General features: G+C 57.7%; 25 protein-coding genes. 5 read left to right on the forward strand and 20 right to left on the reverse strand.

Translation table 11 applies throughout. From position 1 onward, the window contains the following. The 16 genes from queE to ASD60_RS03555 form a co-directional block, all read right to left on the reverse strand. Complete coding sequence (queE, locus tag ASD60_RS03480; RefSeq protein ID WP_056852655.1) at positions 1–648, reverse strand: 7-carboxy-7-deazaguanine synthase QueE; 648 nt, start codon at positions 646–648, stop codon at positions 1–3. A 166-nt stretch (positions 649–814) separates the two neighbouring features. Then, positions 815–1,654: a tol-pal system protein YbgF gene (gene ybgF / locus ASD60_RS03485; RefSeq protein WP_056852656.1), complete on the reverse strand. Its 840-nt coding sequence runs from the start codon at positions 1,652–1,654 to the stop codon at positions 815–817. 6 nt (positions 1,655–1,660) lie between these two features. Beyond that, positions 1,661–2,158: a peptidoglycan-associated lipoprotein Pal gene (gene pal / locus ASD60_RS03490; RefSeq protein WP_003178634.1), complete on the reverse strand. Its 498-nt coding sequence runs from the start codon at positions 2,156–2,158 to the stop codon at positions 1,661–1,663. 52 nt (positions 2,159–2,210) lie between these two features. Next, positions 2,211–3,491, reverse strand: a complete 1,281-nt coding sequence (gene tolB / locus ASD60_RS03495) for a Tol-Pal system beta propeller repeat protein TolB (protein ID WP_442965974.1) — start codon at positions 3,489–3,491, stop codon at positions 2,211–2,213. A 17-nt stretch (positions 3,492–3,508) separates the two neighbouring features. Continuing rightward, positions 3,509–4,588 carry a cell envelope integrity protein TolA gene (tolA, locus tag ASD60_RS03500; RefSeq protein ID WP_056852658.1) on the reverse strand — a complete coding sequence of 360 codons (1,080 nt, stop codon included), beginning with the start codon at positions 4,586–4,588 and terminating at the stop codon, positions 3,509–3,511. After that, complete coding sequence (tolR, locus tag ASD60_RS03505; RefSeq protein ID WP_162130368.1) at positions 4,588–5,040, reverse strand: protein TolR; 453 nt, start codon at positions 5,038–5,040, stop codon at positions 4,588–4,590. Before tolR ends, tolA begins: the two co-directional genes overlap by 1 nt. Positions 5,041–5,063: 23 nt before the next feature. Then, on the reverse strand, positions 5,064–5,759 hold the full coding sequence (gene tolQ / locus ASD60_RS03510) for a protein TolQ (RefSeq protein ID WP_034149144.1): 696 nt from the start codon (positions 5,757–5,759) through the stop codon (positions 5,064–5,066). Further along, positions 5,749–6,216 (reverse strand): tol-pal system-associated acyl-CoA thioesterase, encoded by a 468-nt coding sequence (ybgC, locus tag ASD60_RS03515; protein ID WP_056852659.1) that lies wholly within the window; start codon positions 6,214–6,216, stop codon positions 5,749–5,751. The genes tolQ and ybgC overlap by 11 nt, the downstream gene beginning before the upstream one ends. A gap of 126 nt (positions 6,217–6,342) precedes the next feature. Beyond that, positions 6,343–7,404 carry a Holliday junction branch migration DNA helicase RuvB gene (gene ruvB, locus ASD60_RS03520; protein ID WP_056852660.1) on the reverse strand — a complete coding sequence of 354 codons (1,062 nt, stop codon included), beginning with the start codon at positions 7,402–7,404 and terminating at the stop codon, positions 6,343–6,345. Beyond that, positions 7,405–8,013, reverse strand: coding sequence for a Holliday junction branch migration protein RuvA (gene ruvA / locus ASD60_RS03525; RefSeq protein ID WP_056852661.1), 609 nt, complete (start codon positions 8,011–8,013; stop codon positions 7,405–7,407). A 114-nt stretch (positions 8,014–8,127) separates the two neighbouring features. Continuing rightward, positions 8,128–8,652: a crossover junction endodeoxyribonuclease RuvC gene (ruvC, locus tag ASD60_RS03530; RefSeq protein ID WP_056852662.1), complete on the reverse strand. Its 525-nt coding sequence runs from the start codon at positions 8,650–8,652 to the stop codon at positions 8,128–8,130. Between the two features lie 158 nt (positions 8,653–8,810). Then, the gene (locus ASD60_RS03535) at positions 8,811–9,557 is read right to left on the reverse strand and encodes a YebC/PmpR family DNA-binding transcriptional regulator (RefSeq protein ID WP_007977329.1); all 747 of its coding nucleotides are present in this window, start codon (positions 9,555–9,557) and stop codon (positions 8,811–8,813) included. A 123-nt stretch (positions 9,558–9,680) separates the two neighbouring features. Further along, the gene (gene aspS, locus ASD60_RS03540; RefSeq protein WP_056852663.1) at positions 9,681–11,456 is read right to left on the reverse strand and encodes an aspartate--tRNA ligase; all 1,776 of its coding nucleotides are present in this window, start codon (positions 11,454–11,456) and stop codon (positions 9,681–9,683) included. Between the two features lie 98 nt (positions 11,457–11,554). Beyond that, the gene (locus ASD60_RS03545) at positions 11,555–11,776 is read right to left on the reverse strand and encodes an FmdB family zinc ribbon protein (RefSeq protein ID WP_007977333.1); all 222 of its coding nucleotides are present in this window, start codon (positions 11,774–11,776) and stop codon (positions 11,555–11,557) included. A gap of 136 nt (positions 11,777–11,912) precedes the next feature. Further along, complete coding sequence (locus ASD60_RS03550; RefSeq protein ID WP_056852664.1) at positions 11,913–12,251, reverse strand: ribbon-helix-helix domain-containing protein; 339 nt, start codon at positions 12,249–12,251, stop codon at positions 11,913–11,915. A gap of 261 nt (positions 12,252–12,512) precedes the next feature. Then, on the reverse strand, positions 12,513–12,983 hold the full coding sequence (locus tag ASD60_RS03555) for a Dps family protein (protein ID WP_056852665.1): 471 nt from the start codon (positions 12,981–12,983) through the stop codon (positions 12,513–12,515). Between the two features lie 308 nt (positions 12,984–13,291). On the opposite strand from ASD60_RS03555, the gene ASD60_RS29645 reads away from it, so the two are divergent. Continuing rightward, positions 13,292–13,894: a cold-shock protein gene (locus ASD60_RS29645; protein WP_056852666.1), complete on the forward strand. Its 603-nt coding sequence runs from the start codon at positions 13,292–13,294 to the stop codon at positions 13,892–13,894. A gap of 60 nt (positions 13,895–13,954) precedes the next feature. On the opposite strand, the gene ASD60_RS03565 is transcribed toward ASD60_RS29645, so the two are convergent. Then, positions 13,955–14,161 (reverse strand): SlyX family protein, encoded by a 207-nt coding sequence (locus tag ASD60_RS03565; protein WP_056852667.1) that lies wholly within the window; start codon positions 14,159–14,161, stop codon positions 13,955–13,957. A gap of 3 nt (positions 14,162–14,164) precedes the next feature. Further along, positions 14,165–14,590, reverse strand: a complete 426-nt coding sequence (locus ASD60_RS03570; RefSeq protein WP_056852668.1) for an HIT domain-containing protein — start codon at positions 14,588–14,590, stop codon at positions 14,165–14,167. 910 nt (positions 14,591–15,500) lie between these two features. Here ASD60_RS03570 and ASD60_RS03575 point away from each other — a divergent pair. Then, the gene (locus ASD60_RS03575; protein ID WP_056852669.1) at positions 15,501–16,799 is read left to right on the forward strand and encodes an OprD family porin; all 1,299 of its coding nucleotides are present in this window, start codon (positions 15,501–15,503) and stop codon (positions 16,797–16,799) included. Positions 16,800–17,008: 209 nt separating this feature from the next. On the opposite strand, the gene ASD60_RS03580 is transcribed toward ASD60_RS03575, so the two are convergent. Continuing rightward, the gene (locus ASD60_RS03580) at positions 17,009–17,851 is read right to left on the reverse strand and encodes a mechanosensitive ion channel family protein (RefSeq protein WP_056852670.1); all 843 of its coding nucleotides are present in this window, start codon (positions 17,849–17,851) and stop codon (positions 17,009–17,011) included. A gap of 135 nt (positions 17,852–17,986) precedes the next feature. Next, positions 17,987–18,472 (reverse strand): YajQ family cyclic di-GMP-binding protein, encoded by a 486-nt coding sequence (locus ASD60_RS03585; RefSeq protein ID WP_007977344.1) that lies wholly within the window; start codon positions 18,470–18,472, stop codon positions 17,987–17,989. A 142-nt stretch (positions 18,473–18,614) separates the two neighbouring features. On the opposite strand from ASD60_RS03585, the gene ASD60_RS03590 reads away from it, so the two are divergent. Genes ASD60_RS03590 through ASD60_RS03600 form a run of 3 tightly spaced genes read left to right on the forward strand, consistent with a single transcriptional unit; the run spans position 18,615 to position 22,198 of the window. Beyond that, positions 18,615–19,532: a putative 2-dehydropantoate 2-reductase gene (locus tag ASD60_RS03590; protein WP_056852671.1), complete on the forward strand. Its 918-nt coding sequence runs from the start codon at positions 18,615–18,617 to the stop codon at positions 19,530–19,532. A 45-nt stretch (positions 19,533–19,577) separates the two neighbouring features. Further along, entirely contained in the window at positions 19,578–21,614 is a 2,037-nt protein-coding gene (locus ASD60_RS03595; RefSeq protein WP_056852672.1) for a sensor histidine kinase, read from the forward strand. 2 nt (positions 21,615–21,616) lie between these two features. Next, positions 21,617–22,198, forward strand: coding sequence for a cob(I)yrinic acid a,c-diamide adenosyltransferase (locus ASD60_RS03600; RefSeq protein ID WP_056852673.1), 582 nt, complete (start codon positions 21,617–21,619; stop codon positions 22,196–22,198). Positions 22,199–22,229 lie beyond the last annotated feature (31 nt).

The raw sequence follows: 22,229 nt of genomic DNA on the forward strand, positions 1-22,229 counted from the left end.
TCAGCGCCCCGGCTCGTCATTCCAAAGATACTTATGCAGCTGCAATTGCAAGCGTACCGGCAGATTATCCGCCACCACCCAGTCTGCAAGATCCCGAGCATTCAGATCATGGTGACTTGGCGAAAACAGGACCTCACCAGCGCGCTGGTCAAGACCATACTGGATCAGCTTGGATACGGACCAGTCATAGTCTTCGCGGGAACAGATGACAAATTTCACCTGGTCGTTCGGCGTCAGCAGCTCGATGTTTTCATAGCGATTGCGATGCGCTTCCTTCGAACCCGGAGTTTTCAGGTCGACAACGCGACTGACCCGGGAATCTACCGCCGAGATGTCGATAGAGCCACTGGTTTCCAGTGACACTTCGTAACCGGCGTCGCACAAACGCTTGAGCAACGGGATGGCGTTGGGTTGCGCCAGGGGCTCGCCGCCCGTGACACAGACATAACGCGGACGGTAACCGGCAACCTGCTCGAGGATATCGTCGAGCGTGCGGATGGTTCCGCCAGTGAAGGCATAGGCGCTGTCGCAGTATTGGCAACGCAGAGGGCAACCGGTCAGGCGCACAAAAACTGTGGGCAGGCCAGCCGTCCGCGTTTCACCCTGCAACGAGTAAAAAACTTCGGTAATTCTCAATGTGTCTTGCATAGTCGCCACGGGCGTAACAGCTAAACAGGCTGTCCGCCTCCGTCAGGCACTTCAAGGAACCCCGGCAATGCGCAGATCCCAAAAAGCGTGTTTCATAAAAAGGGCGTGAATTCTAACGAAAAAACCCGCGGCAAGCGCGGGTTTCTTCGAAAGGGCTCAAACAGCCTTACATTTTCTGCAGATCGCGTTGGGCCAACTGAGCAGCGGAAGTGCCCGGATATTGGGACACCACCTGCTGCAGAATGCCTTTTACCCGGTCGGTGTGACCCAGGCGGCGCTCTACATCAGCAAGCTTGTACAGCGAATCAGGCACTTTGGCGTGTTTCGGGTAAAGCTGCGAAACCTTGGCAAACGCCTGGCCTGCACCTTGCAGATCACCCTTGGCCAGGTTCACTTCACCCAACCAGTACTGGGCATTACCCGAGTATTGGCTATTCGGGTATTTGCGCAGGAATGCGGCGAAGGCCTGGCTGGCCTTGTCGAAATCCTTGGCTTTGATCAGGTCGAAGGCGGCATCGTAATAGAGCTTTTCCTTCGCCGGATCCGCCGGTTCACCGCCTGCCGCAGGTGCTTGAGCGGCGGCCGCCCCTGCACTCGCGCCAGCGGCTGCAGCAGGGGCATTCAGATCGCCACCGCCGGAAGAATTCTCAGGAGTCGCGGCTGGTGCAACGCCGGTTCCTATGCGCCGATCAAGATCCTGATATCGCTCCAGGTTTTCCTGCTTCATGCGCGCTACATCATTTTGCAGAACTTCAATTGCACCTTGCTGGCGCTCGATCTGTTGCTGCATTGATTGCAGTTGGTTGAACAGCTCGCCCTGTGCCGAGACAGGGGCCGAAACCCCTCCCCCGGCATAGGCGCCGTTCGTACCGTAACCTGCAGGCGGATAACTGCTCCCGCTATTGTTATAGCCGGAGTCATTATCGACCACAGGAACCGCAGCCCACGCCGAAAGCGACGCGAGACTGAGAGCCAGAACAGTTACAGCACGACGGCACGTTCGCATGACGAATTACTTACGCAGTTCGACGCGACGGTTTTGAGCCCAGGACTGCTCGTCGTTGCCGGTAGCAACTGGACGCTCTTCGCCGTAGGAAACCAGTTCCAGCTGAGCTGGGGAAACGCCTTGCAGTACCAGGTAGCGTTGAACGGCTTTCGCACGACGCTCGCCCAGTGCCATGTTGTACTCACGAGTACCACGTTCGTCGGTGTTGCCTTCCAGTACAACGCGAGCGCCGTTTGCTTTCAGGTCTTTGGCGTGAACGTCCAGAGCGCGCATGGCTTCTGGCTTCAGGTCCGAGCTGTCGTATTCGAAGTAGAAAGTGGTGATAGCGCGCAGAGCAGCTTCTTCGCTCAGGGAGCCGTCGACTGCGCCAGTGTTTGCGCCGTAACCAGCGTTTGGATCTACAGCGCCTTCACCGGCATTGTCGCCGCCTTTGGACGAGCAACCTACAGCTACAGCCATGGCCAGAGCCAGCGCAGCAAATTTACCAAACTTCAGCATTTCCATCGTGAAACTCCTAATGAACCCCAGTGTGTTAAGTAAAACGTATAGCGCCGCGTCAGTTCAGGTAAGGGGACCAGGAAGGTTCTCTGACTTCGCCTTGTGCGGTAGGAAGCGGGAGCCTTACGCGTCCATTGATGGACACGAGCATCAAGACTCCCCGGCCCTGCTGGCGGGTGGCGTAGATTACCATGGTGCCGTTGGGCGCAACAGTAGGCGACTCGTCCAGAGTGCTATCAGTGAGGATTTTTACACTACCGCGCTGCAAATCCTGAGCCGCCACTTTGAAATTGGTGAAACCATCCTGGCGGTGAATCATGACCAGGGTCTTTTCATCAGCCGACAGTTTTGGGTTGGCGTTGTAGTTACCCACGAACGTCACACGCTCCGCACCGCCGCCACCCACGCTGGTTTTGTAGATCTGCGGTTTGCCGCCACGGTCGGAAGTGAAGTAGATGGTCGAGCCATCCTTGCCCCAGAACGGTTCGGTGTTGATGCCCGGGCCGTTGGTGACACGGGTGATCTGACGCGAACCGAGGTTCATCACGTAGATGTCCGGGTTGCCGTCCTTGGACAGGACGAACGCCAGGCGATTGCCATCCGGCGACCAGGCAGGGGCACCGTTCAGGCCTTCGAAGTTGGTGATCTGCTCACGGCGACCGGTGTCGATGTTCTGCATGAACACTCGAGGACGCTTCTGCTCGAACGAGACGTAAGCGATGCGCTTGCCATCCGGTGCGAAACGCGGCGACAGGATCGGCTCGCGCGATTGCAGCAGGGTCACGGCACGGGCACCGTCATAGTCCGAACGTTGCAGCGTGTAGCGCGTGTTCTTCTCGGAGAAACGCTCGGCCGTCACGTACAACAGGCGGGTCGAAAAGGCACCTTTGATACCGGTGAGCTTTTCGAACGACTGATCGGCGATGTAGTGCGACATGTCGCGCAATTGGTCGACGCCGCCAGACACGCTGCCCGTCAGCACTTGCTGCTCGGTGGCAACGTTGAACAGTGCGTATTGCACCTGCAGGCGACCGCCCGCCGGAACAATGCTGCCGACCATGACGTACTGGGCGCCAAGCGCCTTGAAGTCACGGAAGATGATTTCGCTGGCCTGGCTTGGCTGGCTGATCATGTTCTGCTTTGGAATCGGCGAGTAGTAACCCGAGTTACGCAGGTCGTTACCGATGATTTCCGCCATGTCGTCCGGCAGCACGCTGCCGCCCTGGTTACCGAACGGCACAACGGCGATCGGGGTAGCCCGATCACTGCCGCTGGTGACCAGAATGTTTTTTTCATCTGCCATCGCCAATCCTGCCATGCAGCAGATAGCGACGAGCATTCCTCGAAGAAGGTTTCTCACAAGGCTAGATCCTCAGGTGTGAATGTCATCTTGAATGAACGATACGGAGCGAAATCACTCGGCTTCATTCCCTGCATTTCTGTCAAACGTCCAATATTCTTCACCGCTGCCACAGCCGATGCGTCGAACGGACCGTCGCCACTGGACTTGGCCACGCTGACCGAAGTCACCGTACCGTCCGGCAACATGCCGATTTGCAACACGACCGTCATGCCTTTGCGGGCCGAAGGTGGACGAGCCCAGCCTTCCGCTGCACGAGCGCGAATCAGGTCATCGAAACTGCCGGCGACTTCGTCACCCTGCTCATCGGCCAAGGCCTGCTGACGCTGCGGCGTGTCGGAAAGCAAATCTGCCAGGGCCTGAGCCTTTTTGTCTTCGGCGGATTTACGTGCCGCTTCCTGCGCTTTCTTCTTCGCAGCATCGGCAGCAGCTTTCTTCTTCGCTTCATCGGCGACTTTCTTCTTCGCCTCTTCAGCTTCAGCTTTCTTCTTGGCGTCTTCCGCGGCTTTCTTCTTCGCGTCTTCGACGATCTTTTTCTTCGCTTCTTCAGCGGCCGCTTTCTTGGCCTCTTCTTCAGCAGCCTTCTTGGCTTCTTCTTCCGCTTTCTTCTTGGCTATATCAGCCAATTGTTTCTCTTCTGCCTTCTTGGCTTCGGCGGTCTTCTTCGCTTCATCGGCTTTCTTGGCTTCATCAGCCTTTTTCGCCTCTTCCGCTTTCTTCGACTCGTCGGCCTTCTTGGCTTCCTCGGCCTTTTGAGCCGCTTCTTCTTTCTTTTGTTCCGCAGCCTTCACCGCTTCCTGCTCGACCTTTTTCTGCTCCATCTGCTCGACTTCGGTCTGGCGCGCGGCGGATTTCTTCGCCTCACCCGCAATCTTCTGATTGGTCTGGGTGGTCGCCTGACTTTTCGATTTCAGCTGGTACAGGGTCGCCTGGACAATCGGCTTGGCCGGCGGCAACTCCGGGGTAAAGGCGAAACTGACAAACAGCATGCCGAACACCAGCACGTGCAAGCCAATCGCCCAGACACTAGGCCAGAAGTAGCTTTCCGAGGCGGACGGCTCTCGCTGTTGCTGCATCAGGGCGCCTCGGTAATCAAGCCAACATTACCGACGCCGGCCTTCTGCAACCCGCCCATGGCGCCCATGACAGAGCCGTAGTCGACACTCTTGTCGCCGCGAATGAAGACCTGGGTACGCTTGCCGCCTTCGTTGCCGACGCGAATGATCTTGGTCACCGCATCGGTCATCTGCGGCAGGGTCATCGCCCTGTCCTGCTGCTTCTCGGTGTCGACTTCGCTGCCAAGGTTCCAGTAATAGGTCTTGTCAGACTTGATGGAAATGGTCAGGACCTGTGTGTTGTTGTCCTGCGGCAAGGCTTCGCTGGAAACCTTGGGCAGATCAACTTTCACGCCCTGATTGAGCATCGGCGCGGTCACCATGAAGATGACCAGCAGCACCAGCATCACGTCGATGTAAGGCACTACGTTCATCTCGGCGACCGGCTTGCGCTTGTTTCGTGCTCGAGCGATTAAAGCCATTGGAAATTACCTGCTTATTCTTCGCTGGTGTGCACTTTGCGGTGCAGGATCGCCTGGAATTCATCGGCGAAGGTGTAGTAGCGGCTGATCAGCGTTTCGCTGCGAGCGGCAAAACGGTTGTAGGCGATAACGGCAGGAATCGCGGCGAACAGACCAATCGCGGTAGCGATCAGTGCTTCGGCGATACCGGGTGCAACAGTTGCCAGCGTTGCTTGCTGGGCAGTCGCCAGGCCGCGGAAGGAGTTCATGATGCCCCACACAGTACCGAACAGACCGATGTACGGACTCACGGAACCGACGGTGGCCAGGAACGGCAGGCTTTGCTCGAGCTTTTCTTCTTCGCGGGAGATCGCGACGCGCATGGCACGGGCTACGCCTTCCATGACCGCTTCAGGGTCAACGCCTGGCTGCTGGCGCAGACGGGAGAATTCCTTGAAACCGGCGCGGAAGATCTGCTCGACACCCGAATCAGGGTCCGGGTTGCTGCCGGCCTGGCGGTAGAGTTTGGACAGGTCGATACCCGACCAGAAGCGCTCCTCGAAGCTCTCCAGGGCACGTCGACCGGCGCGCAGCAGGTTGCTGCGCTGAAAGATCATGATCCATGAGGTCACCGATGCGGCTACCAGGGTCAGCATTACCAGTTGCACCACGATACTGGCATTGCTGACCAGGCTCCACATGGAGGAATGGTCGACGACGTTAGCTTCCACGCTTTATCTCCTGCTTTGAGTGAGTACCCGCGCCGCTCACGTCGGCAAAGGCCGCTCGTAGAGCTTCGGGAATGGCCCGGGGTTTTAAACTGTCAGTGCGCACACAGGCCACCAGAAACTGCCCTTCACAGAGCAGCGCATCATCCGTTGCCCGCCTGACCTGCTGTTTGAAGCGCAGGCTGGCACGGTTCAATTCGATTACTTCAGCGCTTACCAGCAGCTCGTCGTCCAGTCGCGCCGGCGCGTGGTAGCGCGCTTCGCTGGAATGCACGACGAACAACAGGTCCTCCCCTGCCAGCTGCGATTGGGCAAAGCCCAGTTCTCGTAGCCGCTCGGTTCGAGCCCGTTCCATAAACTTGAGGTAATTGACGTAATACACGATGCCGCCCGCATCGGTGTCTTCGTAATAAACGCGACAACGATGTGCGAAAGGCTCAAGCCCGTTTTGCGCGCGCATACTCTAGTGCTTACTCCTCAGGTTGCCAATCGGCCAGGCAACTGTTTTTCATTGTTCTGCGGCTTTCTCGCGAAAGTACGGTCCTAGGACAGCACAATGCCCGAAAATTCAGCACGCAAAAGTTAATTAATCGTCCACGGCATCAAGGAATTCGTCTACCACGGGCATCTCACCCAATCGTGACGGAATGTTTAAGCCGAAGTGCAGGTAGGCATGCCGCGTCACCACCCGCCCCCGCGGCGTGCGCATGATATAGCCCTGCTGGATCAGGTAAGGTTCCAGCACGTCTTCGATGGTGTGGCGCTCTTCACTGATCGCCGCCGCGAGGCTATCGACCCCGACCGGCCCGCCATCGAATTTCTCGATCATGGTCAGCAACAGACGCCGGTCCTGGTGATCGAAGCCGCGCTCGTCGACATCCAGCAGATTCAGGGCCAGATCGGCAATCGGTTTAGTGATATGGCCCTTGGCACGGACTTCGGCGAAGTCGCGTACACGACGCAGCAGACGGTTGGCGATTCGCGGGGTGCCGCGGGCGCGGCGGGCGATTTCGAAGGCGCCCTCCGGGTCGAGCGGCAAGCCGAGGATACTGGCCGAGCGGCTGACAATCGTCGACAGATCGGCGTTGTTGTAGAACTCCAGGCGCTGGACGATGCCGAAACGGTCGCGCAACGGATTGGTCAGCATCCCCGCCCGTGTCGTTGCGCCAACCAGGGTGAACGGCGGCAGATCGAGCTTGATCGAACGCGCAGCCGGGCCTTCGCCGATCATGATGTCGAGCTGGAAATCTTCCATCGCCGGATACAGCACTTCTTCGACAATCGGTGACAAGCGATGGATTTCGTCGATGAACAGTACGTCGTGCGGTTCAAGGTTGGTCAGCAGCGCGGCCAGATCACCCGGACGCTCAAGGACCGGCCCCGAGGTGCTTTTGATCGACACCCCCATTTCCTGGGCGATGATGTTGGCCAGCGTGGTTTTACCCAGCCCCGGAGGACCGAAGATCAGGGTGTGATCAAGGGATTCGTTACGGCCACGGGCAGCCTGGATGAACAACTCCATTTGCTCGCGAACGGTCGGCTGGCCGATGTATTCGGCCAGGCTGACAGGACGAATCGCCCGGTCCTGGACTTCCTCGCGGTCACGAGGTCCACCCGTGGCGGCGATCAGACGATCAGCTTCAATCACTTAGATCATTCCCTTCAGGGCACGACGAATCATGTCTTCACTGCTCAAGCCTTTCTCCTTGATCGCGGAAATCGCCTTGCTGGCTTCCTGCGGCTTGTAGCCCAGGGAGATCAGCGCGCTGACCGCGTCGTTTTCGGCGGTATTGACCGGTGCAGGGCCGTCCGGCTGGTTCGGCACCAGGGCAAACATCGCCGGCACGGTTTCCCAGGCCTTGAAGCGATCCTTGAGTTCGACCAACAGGCGTTCTGCGGTTTTCTTGCCCACGCCCGGCACCTTGGTCAACGCCGATGTGTCCTGGGACTGCACGCAACGCACCAGTTCATCGACCTCCAGACTCGACATCAAGGCCAGGGCCAGTTTCGGCCCTACACCGTTGAGACGAATCAATTCGCGGAAAAAGTCTCGCTCGCGCTTGCCGACGAAGCCATAGAGTAACTGCGCGTCTTCGCGTACGACCAAATGGGTGTGCAAGGTCAGCGGTTCACCGACCGACGGCAAACGATACAGCGTGGTCATGGGCACTTCCAGCTCATAGCCCAGACCATTTACATCCAGAATCAGGTGCGGTGGCTGTTTTTCAGCCAGAGTGCCGCGCAAGCGTCCAATCACGTTACAGATCCTTGAGCGTTGGCCAGCACGAGGCCAGCGACTGACAGAGCAAGGGGTTCGGCCGACAACACAGGCGCGAAACCCTCATTCCGGGAAAAATGATTGCTGATGCTATCAGAGACGCAGGCGCCCGCCACGACTGCGTGCCGCCCCCAAGCCGTGGGGCAAGAGACTGGAGCGGGTGTGAGCATGGCAAATGGCGATGGCCAGGGCGTCCGAGGCATCGATTTGTGGCTTGCTGGTCAGTTTCAGCATATGCATGACCATCATCTGGACCTGCTCTTTATTGGCAGCGCCAGTGCCGACTACAGCCTGCTTGACCTGGGTCGCGGTGTACTCGGCGATTTCCAGGCTTTCTTCCGCACCCGCCACGATAGCGGCGCCACGGGCCTGCCCCAGTTTCAGGGCTGAGTCGGCATTGCGGGCCATGAACACCTTTTCGATGCCCATGGTCACCGGCTTGTACATCTGGATAATCTCCCGCACACCGCGGTAGACAATTTGCAGACGCTCATGCAGCTCGCCCGCGCCGGTACGGATACAGCCAGAGGCCACATACTCGCAGCCGCGCCCGGTATCACGAACAACGCCATAACCGGTGATGCGCGAACCGGGGTCGATACCAAGAATTAAAGTCATAACGCCTGCGGGTTGGGTAAGTGCACTGCATTCAATACAGCGAATAACAGATGTGGGAGCTGGCTTGCCAGCGATGGCGCAGGCTCATCCAACAAAGATGTTGCCTGACTCACTGTCATCGCTGGCAAGCCAGCTCCCACATTGGATCCTGGCTACCTTCAACCGAGCTGAGCGGCTACCGACTCCGGGATCTCGGCATTGGAGTAGACGTTCTGCACGTCATCCAGGTCTTCGAGCATGTCGATCAGCTTGAGGACTTTTTCGGCACCTTCCAGATCGAGTTCGGCGCTGGTGGTCGGCAACATGACGATTTCAGCGTCATCCCCTTTGAAACCCGCCGCTTCCAGCGCGTTTCGCACGGAATAGAACCCGGCGAACGAGGTGAACACATCGATCGACCCGTCTTCGTTGGTCACCACGTCATCGGCGTCGGCTTCCATGGCAGCCTCCATCAACGCGTCTTCGTCGACACCGGCGGCGAAGGAAATCTGCCCCTTGCGCTCGAACAGATAGGCCACCGAACCGTCAGTCCCCAGGTTACCGCCGCACTTGCTGAACGCGTGGCGGACAGCGGCTGCAGTGCGATTACGGTTGTCGGTCATGCACTCGACCATCACCGCCACGCCACCCGGGCCGTAACCTTCATAGGTCAACTCGACCACGTCGTCGGTATCGGCAGCGCCAGTACCGCGGGCGATGGCGCGATCGATGATGTCACGGCTCATGTTGGCACCCAGCGCCTTGTCCAGGGCCAGGCGCAGACGCGGGTTGGAACCGGGATCACCACCACCCTGACGGGCAGCAACGGTCAGTTCACGAATCCACTTGGTGAAGATCTTGCCCCTCTTGGCATCCTGACGTTCTTTGCGGTGCTTGATGTTCGCCCACTTGGAATGACCTGCCATAACTCGCTCCGAATTCTCTTTGAAACATTGCCCGCCACGCTGAGTCGCGCCGGCCGGCAAACAAAAATCTTGAACAGCTCTGTCTATAAAGAAAGGGCGCATCCGAAGATGCGCCCTCCAGCCTTACTCGGCCTTTGGTGTTTCGCGCAGGCGAATGTGCAGTTCACGCAATGCCTTGGCATCTACCTGACCCGGAGCCTGAGTCATGACGTCTGCCGCGCTCTGGGTTTTCGGGAAGGCGATCACTTCACGGATCGACTGGGCGCCGGTCATCAGCATCACCAGACGATCCAGACCGAAGGCCAGGCCACCGTGCGGCGGCGCGCCGTACTTGAGGGCGTCGAGCAGGAAGCCGAACTTCTCTTCCTGTTCCGCTTCATTGATGCCCAGCAGGCGGAATACCGATTGCTGCATTTCCTTGCGGTGGATACGGATCGAACCGCCACCCAGCTCGGTACCGTTCAACACCATGTCGTAGGCTCGGGACAGCGCGCCAGCCGGGTTGGCTTCCAGCTCTGCCGGGGTGCACTTCGGTGCGGTGAACGGGTGGTGCAAAGCGGTGAAGCTGCCGTCGTCGTTCTCTTCGAACATCGGGAAGTCGACGACCCACATCGGCGCCCACTCGCAGGTCAGCAGGTTCAGATCGTTACCGACCTTGATCCGCAGCGCGCCCAGGGCTTCGCTGACGATCTTGGCCTTGTCGGCACCGAAGAACACGATGTCGCCGTCAACTGCACCGACGCGATCGAGAATCACGTTCAGGGATGCTTCAGGGATGTTCTTGACGATTGGCGACTGCAAGCCTTCGACGCCTTTGGCGCGTTCGTTGACCTTGATGTACGCCAGGCCCTTGGCACCGTAGATGCCGACGAACTTGGTGTAGTCGTCGATCTTGCTGCGCGGCATGCTCGCCCCGCCCGGTACGCGCAGTGCGGCAACGCGGCATTTCGGATCGTTGGCCGGACCGCTGAATACCTTGAAATCAACTTCCTTGAGTTGATCGGCAACGTCAACCAGTTCCAGCGGGTTACGCAGGTCTGGCTTGTCGGAACCGTAGCGGCGCATGGCTTCTTCAAAGGTCATGTGCGGGAAATCACCGAATTCCAGATCCAGCACTTCCTTGAACAGGTTGCGGATCATGGCTTCGGTCAGGCCCATGATGTCTTTTTCATCGAGGAAACTGGTTTCGATGTCGATCTGGGTGAATTCTGGCTGACGGTCGGCACGCAGGTCTTCGTCGCGGAAGCACTTGGCGATCTGGTAGTAACGGTCGAAGCCGGCCACCATCAGCAGCTGTTTGAACAGCTGTGGCGATTGCGGCAAGGCGAAGAACGAACCGGCGTGAGTACGGCTTGGCACCAGGTAGTCACGGGCACCTTCCGGGGTAGCGCGGGTCAGGATCGGCGTCTCGACGTCGAGGAAGCCGTTTTCGTCAAGGAAGCGACGGATGCTGGTGGTCATGCGCGAACGCAGACGCAGCTTCTCGGCCATTTCCGGGCGACGCAGGTCGAGGAAGCGGTAGCGCAGACGGGTTTCTTCGCCGACGTCGGAGAACTCGTTCAACGGGAACGGCGGGGTTTCCGATTCGTTCAGCACTTCCAGTTCATAGCCCAGGACTTCGATCATGCCTGACGCCATGTTGGCATTGGTGGCACCGGCCGGACGCAGGCGGACCTTACCGGTGATCTTCACGACGAATTCGCTGCGCACGCGATCAGCGGCGGCGAAGCTCTCAGCGCGGTCCGGATCGAACACCACCTGGGCCAGACCGTCACGATCACGGATATCGAGGAAAATCACCCCACCGTGGTCACGGCGACGATGAACCCATCCGCAAAGGGTAATTTCCTGGCCTTCCAGGCTTTCGTTCAGTTGGCCGCAATAATGGCTGCGCATCATGGTAGTGGTTTCGCTTCTCGTAATTCGAAATTCGGTTGCAGGCCTCGCATACATAGGGTGCGAGGGCTCGCGCGTGTCGTTCAAGCCAGGCTCTGAACCTAGTCAGCTTTGTCGCCGCCGGCCAGATTTTTCTTGGAACCGGTCTTGAAATCAGTCTCGTACCAGCCGGTGCCGCTGAGGCGGAAACCCGGCATGGACAGCATCTTTTTCAGCTCTGGCGCCTGGCAGGCAGGGCAGTCGACCAGCGGTGCATCGCTGATCTTTTGAATGGCTTCCAACTGATGACCACAGGAAGCACATTGGTAATCGTACATCGGCATGGGGGTTGTCTCGGCGATCAGATTGCTACCGCACACGCTGGGTTTTGCGGCAAAGAGCGGGATTATATCCATTAAATGAAGCCTGTGCAGCCGTAAGACTGCACAGATCGACACGCAATCCTTTCAGCGCCACCGGTCAAGCCATGCCCCTGCAATTCCCGCCCTTGAGACTGTGCACGACACAGACCACCCGCACCAACCCGCTGAAGTTCTTCACCCCGCCATGACGCAAGTGCACCTCGCGATCAAGGTGGGACAACAGTGCACTGACCGAACAGCAGTTGGCTTTGGCCATCTGGGCCAAGATATCCCAGTAAACCTGCTCCAGCCGCATACACGTTGCAAAACCATTCAAACGCACCGATCGGGACAACGGCTGAACCAGCCCCATATCGAATTCACTGACAAACGGATCAATCCTTGAGTCTTTAACCGGACCGCTCCACCCTTCGTTTCGCCTCTCTCCATAAACCATAACGCTGACACTCCTTTGCCATATCTGGTTTCCATAAGCGCAATCTGTGTGCTTATAAAACCGCGAGGACAACGTTATATCCAGATGACTTTTTGCCCATCCGCGTAGGAGAAGCCAACAGTTGAGGGGAGATCATGGAGCGCGTCCTACTCCGGAGCTTTTCCTACAATTGGTAGCGAAGACTCATTCAAGCATCACGCACTTTCGAGGGAGACAAACGCGCGAACAGCACTCACCCCGTGCCGTTCGCGCGCCCGGATGTTACTGGTCCAGCAGTGCGCGCAACATCCACGCGGTTTTCTCGTGAACCTGCATACGCTGGGTCAGAAGATCGGCTGTCGGCTCGTCGCTGACCTTGTCCAGCAACGGGAAGATGCCGCGAGCGGTGCGTGTTACAGCTTCCTGGCCTTCGACCAACTGCCTGATCATGTCTTCGGCAGCAGGCACGCCCTCCTCCTCTTTGATGGAAGACAGCCGCGCATAAACGGCGTAGGCACCGGGTGCCGGAAATCCGAGTGCACGGATCCGCTCGGCAATCGAATCGACCGCCAGGGCCAATTCGTTGTATTGCTCTTCGAACATCAGGTGCAGGGTCCGGAACATCGGCCCGGTGACGTTCCAGTGGAAGTTATGTGTTTTCAAATAAAGTACGTAGGTGTCCGACAACAGGCGCGAGAGCCCCTCGACGATGGACTTGCGATCCTCTTCACTGATACCGATATCGATTGCCATGTTTTTCCCCTAAAGGTGATGAACTTCATCCAACAGGTGCAGGACCACTCTAGCAAGCCTGTCGTCGCATCGCAGCCCTGGATTGCCCGGGGTCCCGCGACAAATCGTCCCCGACACACCGCTGGACGCCCTGATTTGAGTAGCCTGCGGCTTTGCTGTTAAATAGACATCGTGTCGTGGGTGCCTATTTTTCCGGGTGCCGCGCATAGGCTGATATCGGGTACGTGTCCAACGCCTCCTATTGTTCTGAAGCGAACCGTGCCTCGTCAGCTCTTCCTTGTGAGCCGTCTTAACGTGAGTCAATCAAAATGTTGAAAATCGTCCACCTGCTAATAGGTGCAGCGGCCTTGCTGCTGTCCTTCATCCCTAGCCTGCGATCCGAAGCCGTACCTTACCTGCAACAACCCGATGCTCTGTACCTGGCCTTTTTCGGCCTGCTTAACCTCACCCTCGCACCTGTCATCCCCTACTGGAACAAAGGCCCGCGTCATCAACTGCAAAACCTGGTCAGCGCCCTGCTGGTACTGGCTGTCGTTCTGCAAACCCTGACGCTGATCGCGCCGATGCCTGTGATCGCCGGTCAACCTGCCGTTCTGTTCAGCCTGGTCGCCGCTCTGGTTGCGGTTTTTCTGCACCTGGCCATCAGCTTCTACAAATCGTCACCGGCTGCCGCTTCGCCAAGCTACGACATGAGCAACCGCGATACCGGAACCGTCAAGTGGTTCAACACCTCCAAAGGCTTCGGCTTTATCTCCCGCGACTCCGGTGACGATATTTTCGTGCACTTCCGGGCCATTCGCGGTGAAGGCCATCGCGTCCTGGTCGAAGGCCAGCGCGTGGAGTTCTCTGTCATGAATCGTGACAAGGGCCTGCAAGCCGAAGATGTGATCGCCGCTCTGCCTCGCCGCTGATACAAGGCGTAAAAAAACCGCGAACAGCCTGGCTGCTCGCGGTTTTTTATTGTCTGCCACTCAGTAATGCGGCGGCGGCGCCTCTTCCTCGAAAGACTCGAACTGACCGGCCATTTCTTCCTGGCGCTTGAGCAATGCGGCCATCTGCAACTGCAGGCGCTCGACTGCGCGCTGCTGCGCTGCCAGCACGTCGTTCAACGACTGGATGGTGTCATCCTGAAACGCCAATTGACTCTCCAGATCGGTAACGCGATTTTCCAGGCTCATGATTCAACCCTCCACGAAGGTGAAATCGTCGGTCAGCACCAGACGCAGTCGCTCACGAATAGCCTCGACCTGCTCTGCATTGTAAGGCCTGGCCGGGTGTTTACCCCAGATCGGCGCGGGCCAGGCGGCGTCATCCCGCTTGCGCACGATCACATGCATATGCAACTGACTGACGACATTGCCCAACGCCGCGACGTTGAGTTTATCGGCGTCGAATGAATCCTTGAGCAACTCGGCCAGCGCGGTCGTTTCCTGCCACAACTGCTGCTGATCGGCGACATCCAACTGAAATATCTCGCTGATATCGTCACGGCGAGGCACCAGGATGAACCAGGGATAGTTCGAATCGTTGGACAGCAGCAGCCGGCAAAGCGGGAAATCACCGATCGGTAGCGTGTCCTGTTGAAGTATTGGATCTAAAGCGAACACAGCGCGCACTCCCGTCAGGTCATCAATTTCAGCTTAGCGCCCATCCCGAGAGATGTTGCACCAAGCGACTGGACGGCAGCATACCTGCGAACGTCGCCGGCTTCACGACGAACCCTGATGCAAACTCTCGAGGTCCTGATATGGACGCTCCTACGCTCCGAGATGAAACACTTGCTGGCGAAACGCACCAGTACCGGACCGGCAGCCCCGCAAAATGCGCTGAAATGACCGAAAAGCCTCATCAGCTGCTGGGTGACGGGCCGCGATGCTGTATGGATTCAGTACAGCAAATAAAAATTTTTGCACCAAAACCGCACAGTGTGTCTACGCTGACTACTTCGCATATCCGCCAATTACTCAACGGCGGGGTGAACCGGTAACATTTTTGGTTGTCACGCGGCGGTAACAGTATGGTCAACACCATGCGATGGATGGCGTCAAGCCTCACCTACAGCAGGATGAGACCCCCGGATTCATGAGGTTTTACGGCATCGGCCAGCAATGCAGAAAAAAATATCCATGGAATTCTGATTTGTGCACGCTTGTTGCATTCACACCCACATCGTCTATAAGGCTCAGCTGGAAGCGGGAACCTTGAGACTAAATAAAACAGCGGCAGGGTAGCCCGATGGAGATTCAAACGTTTCACCAGGGACTCTTTTTACCGATGCTCAACCCCAACAAAACAGCGTTAAAGTTGTGTCTCCGGTTGCATCGGGGCTGTAAATTTGCGACATCTAGCAAGCTGTTAGCGACAGGGTCGTAAAGAAGCTGAAAGGTTAGATGCGCAAGTATCGCCAACATTGTCGGCGTGATATAAGTTTGCGCCGACACAAAAAGAAAGAGCCGCCCAGATAATAAAACAGGTGGAGCGGCAGTACTCTTCTAAAAACCAAAGGAGCAAATCACGATGCGCGTGATGAAGTGGAGCATGATCGCACTGGCTGTTGCAGCTGGTACCTCGCAGTTCGCAGTGGCGTCCTCGCAGGACGAGTCCAAAGGTTTTCTGGAAGACCAAAGCCTTAAACTCAAAACCCGTCTTGAGTACATGAACCGCGACTTCCGCAATGGTGCCGGTAACATTCGCGAAGAAGATGGTGGTTTCAAAAGTGGCTACCGCCAGGATACCGGTATCAGCCAGCTGCTGAGCTACGAATCGGGCTACACCCAAGGCACTATCGGCGTCGGCCTCGATGCGATGATAATGGGTACTGCCAAACTCGACGGCGGCTCGGGTCGTGCCGGTAACGGCCTGTTCGCTACCGACAGCGACGGCAACCCAGAAAAAAGCCAGGGCAAAAGCGGCGCAGCCGTTAAGTTCCGCCTCTCCGACACCACACTGAAATACGGCCGTCAATTCGTTGCCAGCCCAGTCTTCGCTACCGACGACAGCCGTTTGCTGCCAGAAGTCGCAGAAGGCACCTTGCTCACCAGCAAAGAAATCAAAGGCCTGGAACTCAGCGCCGGTCGTTTCACTGCTCTGAGCTCGCAAACCGGGATGGGCAAAGACACCATCAACGGCAAGCACACCCCAGGCCTGACCAGTGCCAACATCGCTGGCGCGACCTACCAGTTCACCGATAACTTCGTTGCCGGCATCGCTGCTTCCGACGTTGATGACTACTTCAAGAAGCAATACATCAACGCCAACTACACCTTCCCGATCAATGACGATCAGTCGCTGAACTTCGACTTCAACGCCTATCGCACCAAAGATCAGGGCCAGGCGCTGTACGGCGAGCTGGACAACAAACTGTGGAGCCTTGCAGCAGCTTACGCCCTGGGCGCGCACAAATTCACCCTGGCATTCCAGCGCTCCTCCGGTGATACCAACTACCTGTATGGCGTAGACGGTAACAGCACGATCTTCGTATCCAACTCCATCCAGATCTCCGACTTCATCGGCGTCGAAGAAAAATCCTGGCAGGGTCGCTACGACCTGAACATGACCGAATACGGCGTTCCAGGCTTGAGCTTCATGGCCCGTTACGTATACGGTGACAACATCGAAACATCCGAGGGCACCGAAGGTAAGGAACACGAGTTCAACTTCGAGACCAAATACGTTTTGCAAGAAGGTCCAGCCAAAGACCTGTCCTTCCGCCTGCGTAGCGCAATCTACCGTGCAAACGGCGCGTACAACACCGATTACACCGCAGACAACAACGACGTACGTCTGATCGTTGAGTACCCGCTGAGCATCCTGTAATCAGGGTGTAAAACCGGAAGTACTGTAGATCAAAAAACGCTCACCTTTTCAGGTGGGCGTTTTTTTATGCCTGCCATACACTGATCACGCCAGCAAACAACTTCCGCGCATAACATTAGTACTTTTTTCAATGAACCGATCAAAAGTCACAAAAAAGCCCGAGAGACTATCAATCCCTCGGGCTCATGTAACAACTAATGAAACCAGGCTTACTGTACTGCTGCTTCCTGAACCACACGAACAACCCGCTGTGGAAACGGAATGTCGATACCGGCCTTTTTCAAACGATCACGGGATTGTTCGTTGAACATGAACATCACATCCCAGTAATCCGCAGTTTTAACCCATACACGCAGGGAAACAGTGATCGCACTGTCACCCAGTGTCGAAATAACGGCCTCAGGCTTCGGATCAGTCAATACGCGCGGGTCTTTTGCCAGATCCAGTAACACTTCACGGGCTTTCTGCAGGTCCGCCTCGTAATCAACCCCCACATCAAACACCACTTTGCGGGTTGGCTGGCGGTTGGTATTGGTGATGATGCCGTTCGACAGGTTACCGTTTGGCACGATGATGGTTTTGTTATCACCCGTGCGCAGCACCGTGTGGAAAATCTGGATGCTATCAACCGTACCGGCCACACCTTGTGCTTCGATCCAGTCGCCAATACGGAATGGACGGAACAACAGAATCAACACGCCACCCGCGAAGTTCGCCAGGCTACCCTGCAAGGCCAGACCGATGGCCAGGCCCGCCGCACCGATGGCAGCCACGAACGAGGTGGTTTCCACACCGATCATCGACGCCACGCTAACGATCAGCAGAATTTTCAGAATGATGTTGGCCAGGCTGCTGATGAAGCCTTGCAGCGCCAGGTCGGCATTGCGCAATGCAATCAGGCCGCCGAGCTTCTGCGTCACCTTGTTGATCAGCCACCAACCGATGGCCAGCGTGATCACCGCCAACAGCACGCGGCTGCCGTATTCCATGATCATCGGGATCCAGGCTTGGGATGCCTTGACCAGGTTATCCACTTCAGCATTCAAATCCATGTACGTTCTCCTGACATGCGGCTATCCGGCACGCGAAAAAATAGCGGCAGAAAGACCGACCCGGTGTGGATCAATCGTTTCTGCCGTTGCTTGGGCCTCGGACGCCGAAAACGCCGAGAGGTTCCCGCGTGCGGATCAGTCGCGGAAGTTGTTGAACTGCAGCGGCATGCCGAATTCCTTGGCGCGCAGTACGGCGATGGCTTCCTGCAGATCGTCACGTTTCTTGCCGGTGATGCGCACTTGCTCGCCCTGAATGGCGGCCTGCACTTTCAATTTGGCGTCTTTGACGTGAGCGACGATTTTCTTCGCCAGCTCTTTGTCGATGCCTTCCTTGAGGACGGCTTCCTGCTTCATCAACTTACCCGAAGCAAATGCATCCTTGACCTCAAGGCACTGCACGTCGATTTTGCGCTTGACCAGCGCCAGCTTGAGGATCTCAATCATCGCTTCGAGCTGGAAATCGGCTTCAGCGGTCAGATTGACGGTCAGGTCCTTTTCCTTGAACTCGAAGCTGCCCTTGCCTTTCAGGTCGTAGCGACGATCGAGTTCCTTGACGGCGTTCTCGACCGCGTTGGTGACTTCGTGTTTGTCCAGTTCGGATACCACGTCGAACGACGGCATGTAATCTCTCCATTAAATAGGGGGCGCTCGATCAAGAAGGAGCACACCTGGCTTGCGGTAAAAATCCGCGCTGATTATAACGGGTCTTTCCGATCATTCACTGCGAGCCGTCCATGCGCGCGTCAAACAGAGCAAAAAGCTGATGTCCACTACCTGGCATGTACTCGGCGCCGGCAGTCTCGGTACTTTATGGGCCACTCGCCTGGCACGGGCCGGGTTGCCGGTGCGGCTGATCCTGCGCGACGCCCGGCGTCTGCAAGCCTATGAAGTGGCGGGTGGACTGACGCTGGTCGAGCATGGCGCAGCGCAGCACTACCCGGTACCTGCCGAAACACCCGATAGTAAAGAGCCGATCGATCGATTGCTGGTGGCCTGCAAGGCCTACGACGCCGAGCACGCCGTAGCGCAACTGGCGCCACGCCTGGCTCCCGGCGCCGAACTGATTCTGTTGCAGAACGGCCTCGGCAGCCAGGACGCCGTAGCCGCACAAGTGCCGCAGGCTCGCTGCATTTATGCCTCCAGCACCGAAGGCGCTTTTCGCGATGGCGACTGGCGCGTGGTGTTCGCCGGACACGGGTTTACCTGGCTGGGGGATGCCGGTCATCCCGCCGCACCAACCTGGCTTGAAGAATTGAACAGCGCCGGTATTCCCCATGAATGGAGTACCGAGATACTCACCAGGTTGTGGCGAAAACTGGCACTCAATTGCGCCATCAATCCACTGACTGTGCTGCACGATTGCCGCAATGGTGGTTTGCAGGAGCACCATTGTGAAGTCGCCACCCTCTGCGGTGAACTCACCGAACTGCTTGAGCGCTGCGGTCAACCGGCAGCAGCGGAAAACCTGCAACAGGAAGTCGAACGGGTGATTCATGCCACGGCGGCCAATTACTCGTCGATGTACCAGGATGTCAACCACCGGCGTCGGACCGAAATCAGCTACCTGCTGGGCCACGCCTGCAAAATCGCGGCTCGACATCAATTGAATCTGCCACACCTCAATCAACTGCAACAGCGCCTGATTACCCGACTGCACAGCCTTGGATTGCCCAGCGACTGAGCAGCGGCTACGCTGGCCACTTGTTCCTTTGCAGCGATAAACCTGATGCCATTGCGCCAGCGCCTCGAAAACCTGCCGGTCGGCCAGAAACTCCTGGCCGCCCTGTTGGTGCTGTTGACCACTGTTTTGCTGGTCGCCAACCTGACCTTTATCAGCGCCGCGTATTACATATCCCAGGAAAGCATGGCGCCCCAGGCGTTGCAGACCATCGGCCGCCTGGTGTCCAATCCGAGCCTGATTTCCGACGCACTGACTTCGCCGCAAAGCGCTCAACGCCTGCTCGACGAACTCAACAGCTACTCACCCTTGCGCGCCGCTGCACTATATGACGGCAAGGGTGAACGCCTGGCACAGTTGCAGCATGGCGATCACCTGAGTCTGCCAAAAAAATACGGGCATATCGAATCCTGGCAGGCCACCGAATTTCGCAGCAATCAAGTCATCACCCTGCCCCGCCCAGGTGCCGCGCCGGGCCACTTGCTGTTGGTGGCCAGCAGCGAACTGCCGATGGCGTTTTATACCGGGACCCTGACTGCCAGCCTCGGGATCCTGATTTTCAGTGTCCTGCTTTGGCTGGTCATCGCGAGGCAGATCAAACGCCTGATCACCCGGCCAATCCATCAACTCGAAGAGCTTTCCCGCCAGGTGACCCGGGAAGAGAACTACGCCCTGCGTGCCTCACGGGGCAACCACGATGAAATCGGCAGCCTCGCCGAAGCGTTCAATACCATGCTGTCACGCATTGAAGCGCGGGAGCAGCAGCTCAAACGCGCACGGGACGATTCCCAGGCGGCTTATGACCAGGCTCAGGGCCTGGCCGAAGAAACCCGCCACACCAACCGCAAACTGGAGCTCGAAGTCCAGGTGCGCAGCAAGATCGAGAAGAAACTCACCGGCTTCCAGAACTACCTCAACAGCATCATCGACTCCATGCCATCGGCGCTGATCGCGCTCGACGAACAGCTTTACGTGACGCAGTGGAATCAGGAAGCCAGTGCCCTGTCCGGCACTCGCCTGGATGAAGCCTTGAACCAGCCGATCTTCCTCGCCTTCGAGCCGCTCAAGCCGTTTTTGCCGCAACTCAAGCAAACGGTCGAGCAACATACCGTAGCCAAAATCGAACGCGTGACCTGGATCAAGGACGACGAGCCCCGCCATTACGCCCTGACCTTCTACCCGCTGATGGGCGGTGCCGGGCGTGGCGTGGTGATCCGCATCGACGACATCACCCAACGCCTGTCCCTGGAAGAAATGATGGTGCAGTCGGAAAAGATGCTCTCCGTCGGTGGCCTCGCCGCTGGCATGGCCCATGAGATCAATAATCCGCTTGGTGCGATCCTGCACAACGTGCAGAACATTCGCCGCCGCCTGTCCCCCGAACTGCCAAAAAACCTGGAGCAGGCCGAACACATAGGCGTTGAGCTGTCGACGGTCAATCAATACCTGCAAGCCCGGGAAGTGCCGCAGCTACTCGACGGCATTCAACAGGCCGGCGCCCGCGCGGCGAAAATTGTCACCCACATGCTCAGTTTCAGCCGCCGCAGTACCCGGCAAATGGCCCCATGCGATCTGCCGGCACTGATCGATCAGGCGGTGGAAATCGCCGGTAACGACTTCGACCTGGCCATCGGTTTCGACTTCAAGGGCCAGGCCATCATCCGCCAGTTCGACCCCGCGCTCGGCCCGGTACCCGGCACCGCCAACGAACTGGAGCAAGTGTTGCTCAACCTGTTGAAAAACGCCGCCCAGGCCATTCACCAGCGTGAAGACGATAGCGAGCCGGGGCGGATCATTCTCCGCACCCGGCTCAATCCGCCCTGGGCGGAGATTCAGGTCGAGGACAATGGCATCGGCATGAGCGAAAGCGTGCGCAAACGGACCTTCGAACCGTTTTTCACCACCAAGGAAATCGGCCAGGGCACCGGTCTCGGGTTGTCGGTTTCGTACTTCATCATCACCAATAACCATAAAGGGCAGATGGAAGTGCAATCGACCCTCGGCCAAGGCACCTGCTTCACCTTGCGCTTGCCACTGGCGGGCACCCCGCTCGTCTCCCAGGAATTCAACCAGCTTACGAGGTAACCATGGGCTTTCGCTTGTCGAAGATTTACACCCGCACTGGCGACAAAGGCGAAACCGGCCTGGGCGATGGCCGCCGCGTACCCAAGGATCATCCACGGATCGAGGCCATTGGCGAGGTCGACACGTTGAACAGTCAGGTCGGCGTATTGCTGGCCGGGCTTGCAGCGGAATGTGAAGAGTATCCGCGGCTGAGCGAAGTGATCGAGGTGTTGGCGCCCTGCCAGCATCGGCTGTTCGACCTTGGCGGCGAGTTGGCGATGCCGGCGTACCAGGCATTGAACCTGGCGGAAATCGAACGCCTTGAAGCGGCGATCGATGTATGGAATGAAGAATTGGGACCGCTGGAGAACTTCATTCTGCCGGGTGGTTCGGCGTTAATTGCCCAAGCCCACGTCTGCCGCAGCCTGGCACGCAGTGCCGAGCGGCGTTGTCAGCAGTTGAATGCGATTGAGCCGTTGGCCGGGGTTGGCCTGGCGTACATCAATCGGTTGTCGGATTTGCTGTTTGTGGTGGCCAGGTTGATTGCCAAGAGGCAAGGCGTTGCGGAGATTCTTTGGCAGGCGGCGGCGAAACCCGGGGTTTAGTCGGCGCCTCCCATGACGCCTTCGCGGGCAA

Source organism: Pseudomonas sp. Root562, from assembly GCF_001427125.1.
Classification (GTDB): domain Bacteria; phylum Pseudomonadota; class Gammaproteobacteria; order Pseudomonadales; family Pseudomonadaceae; genus Aquipseudomonas.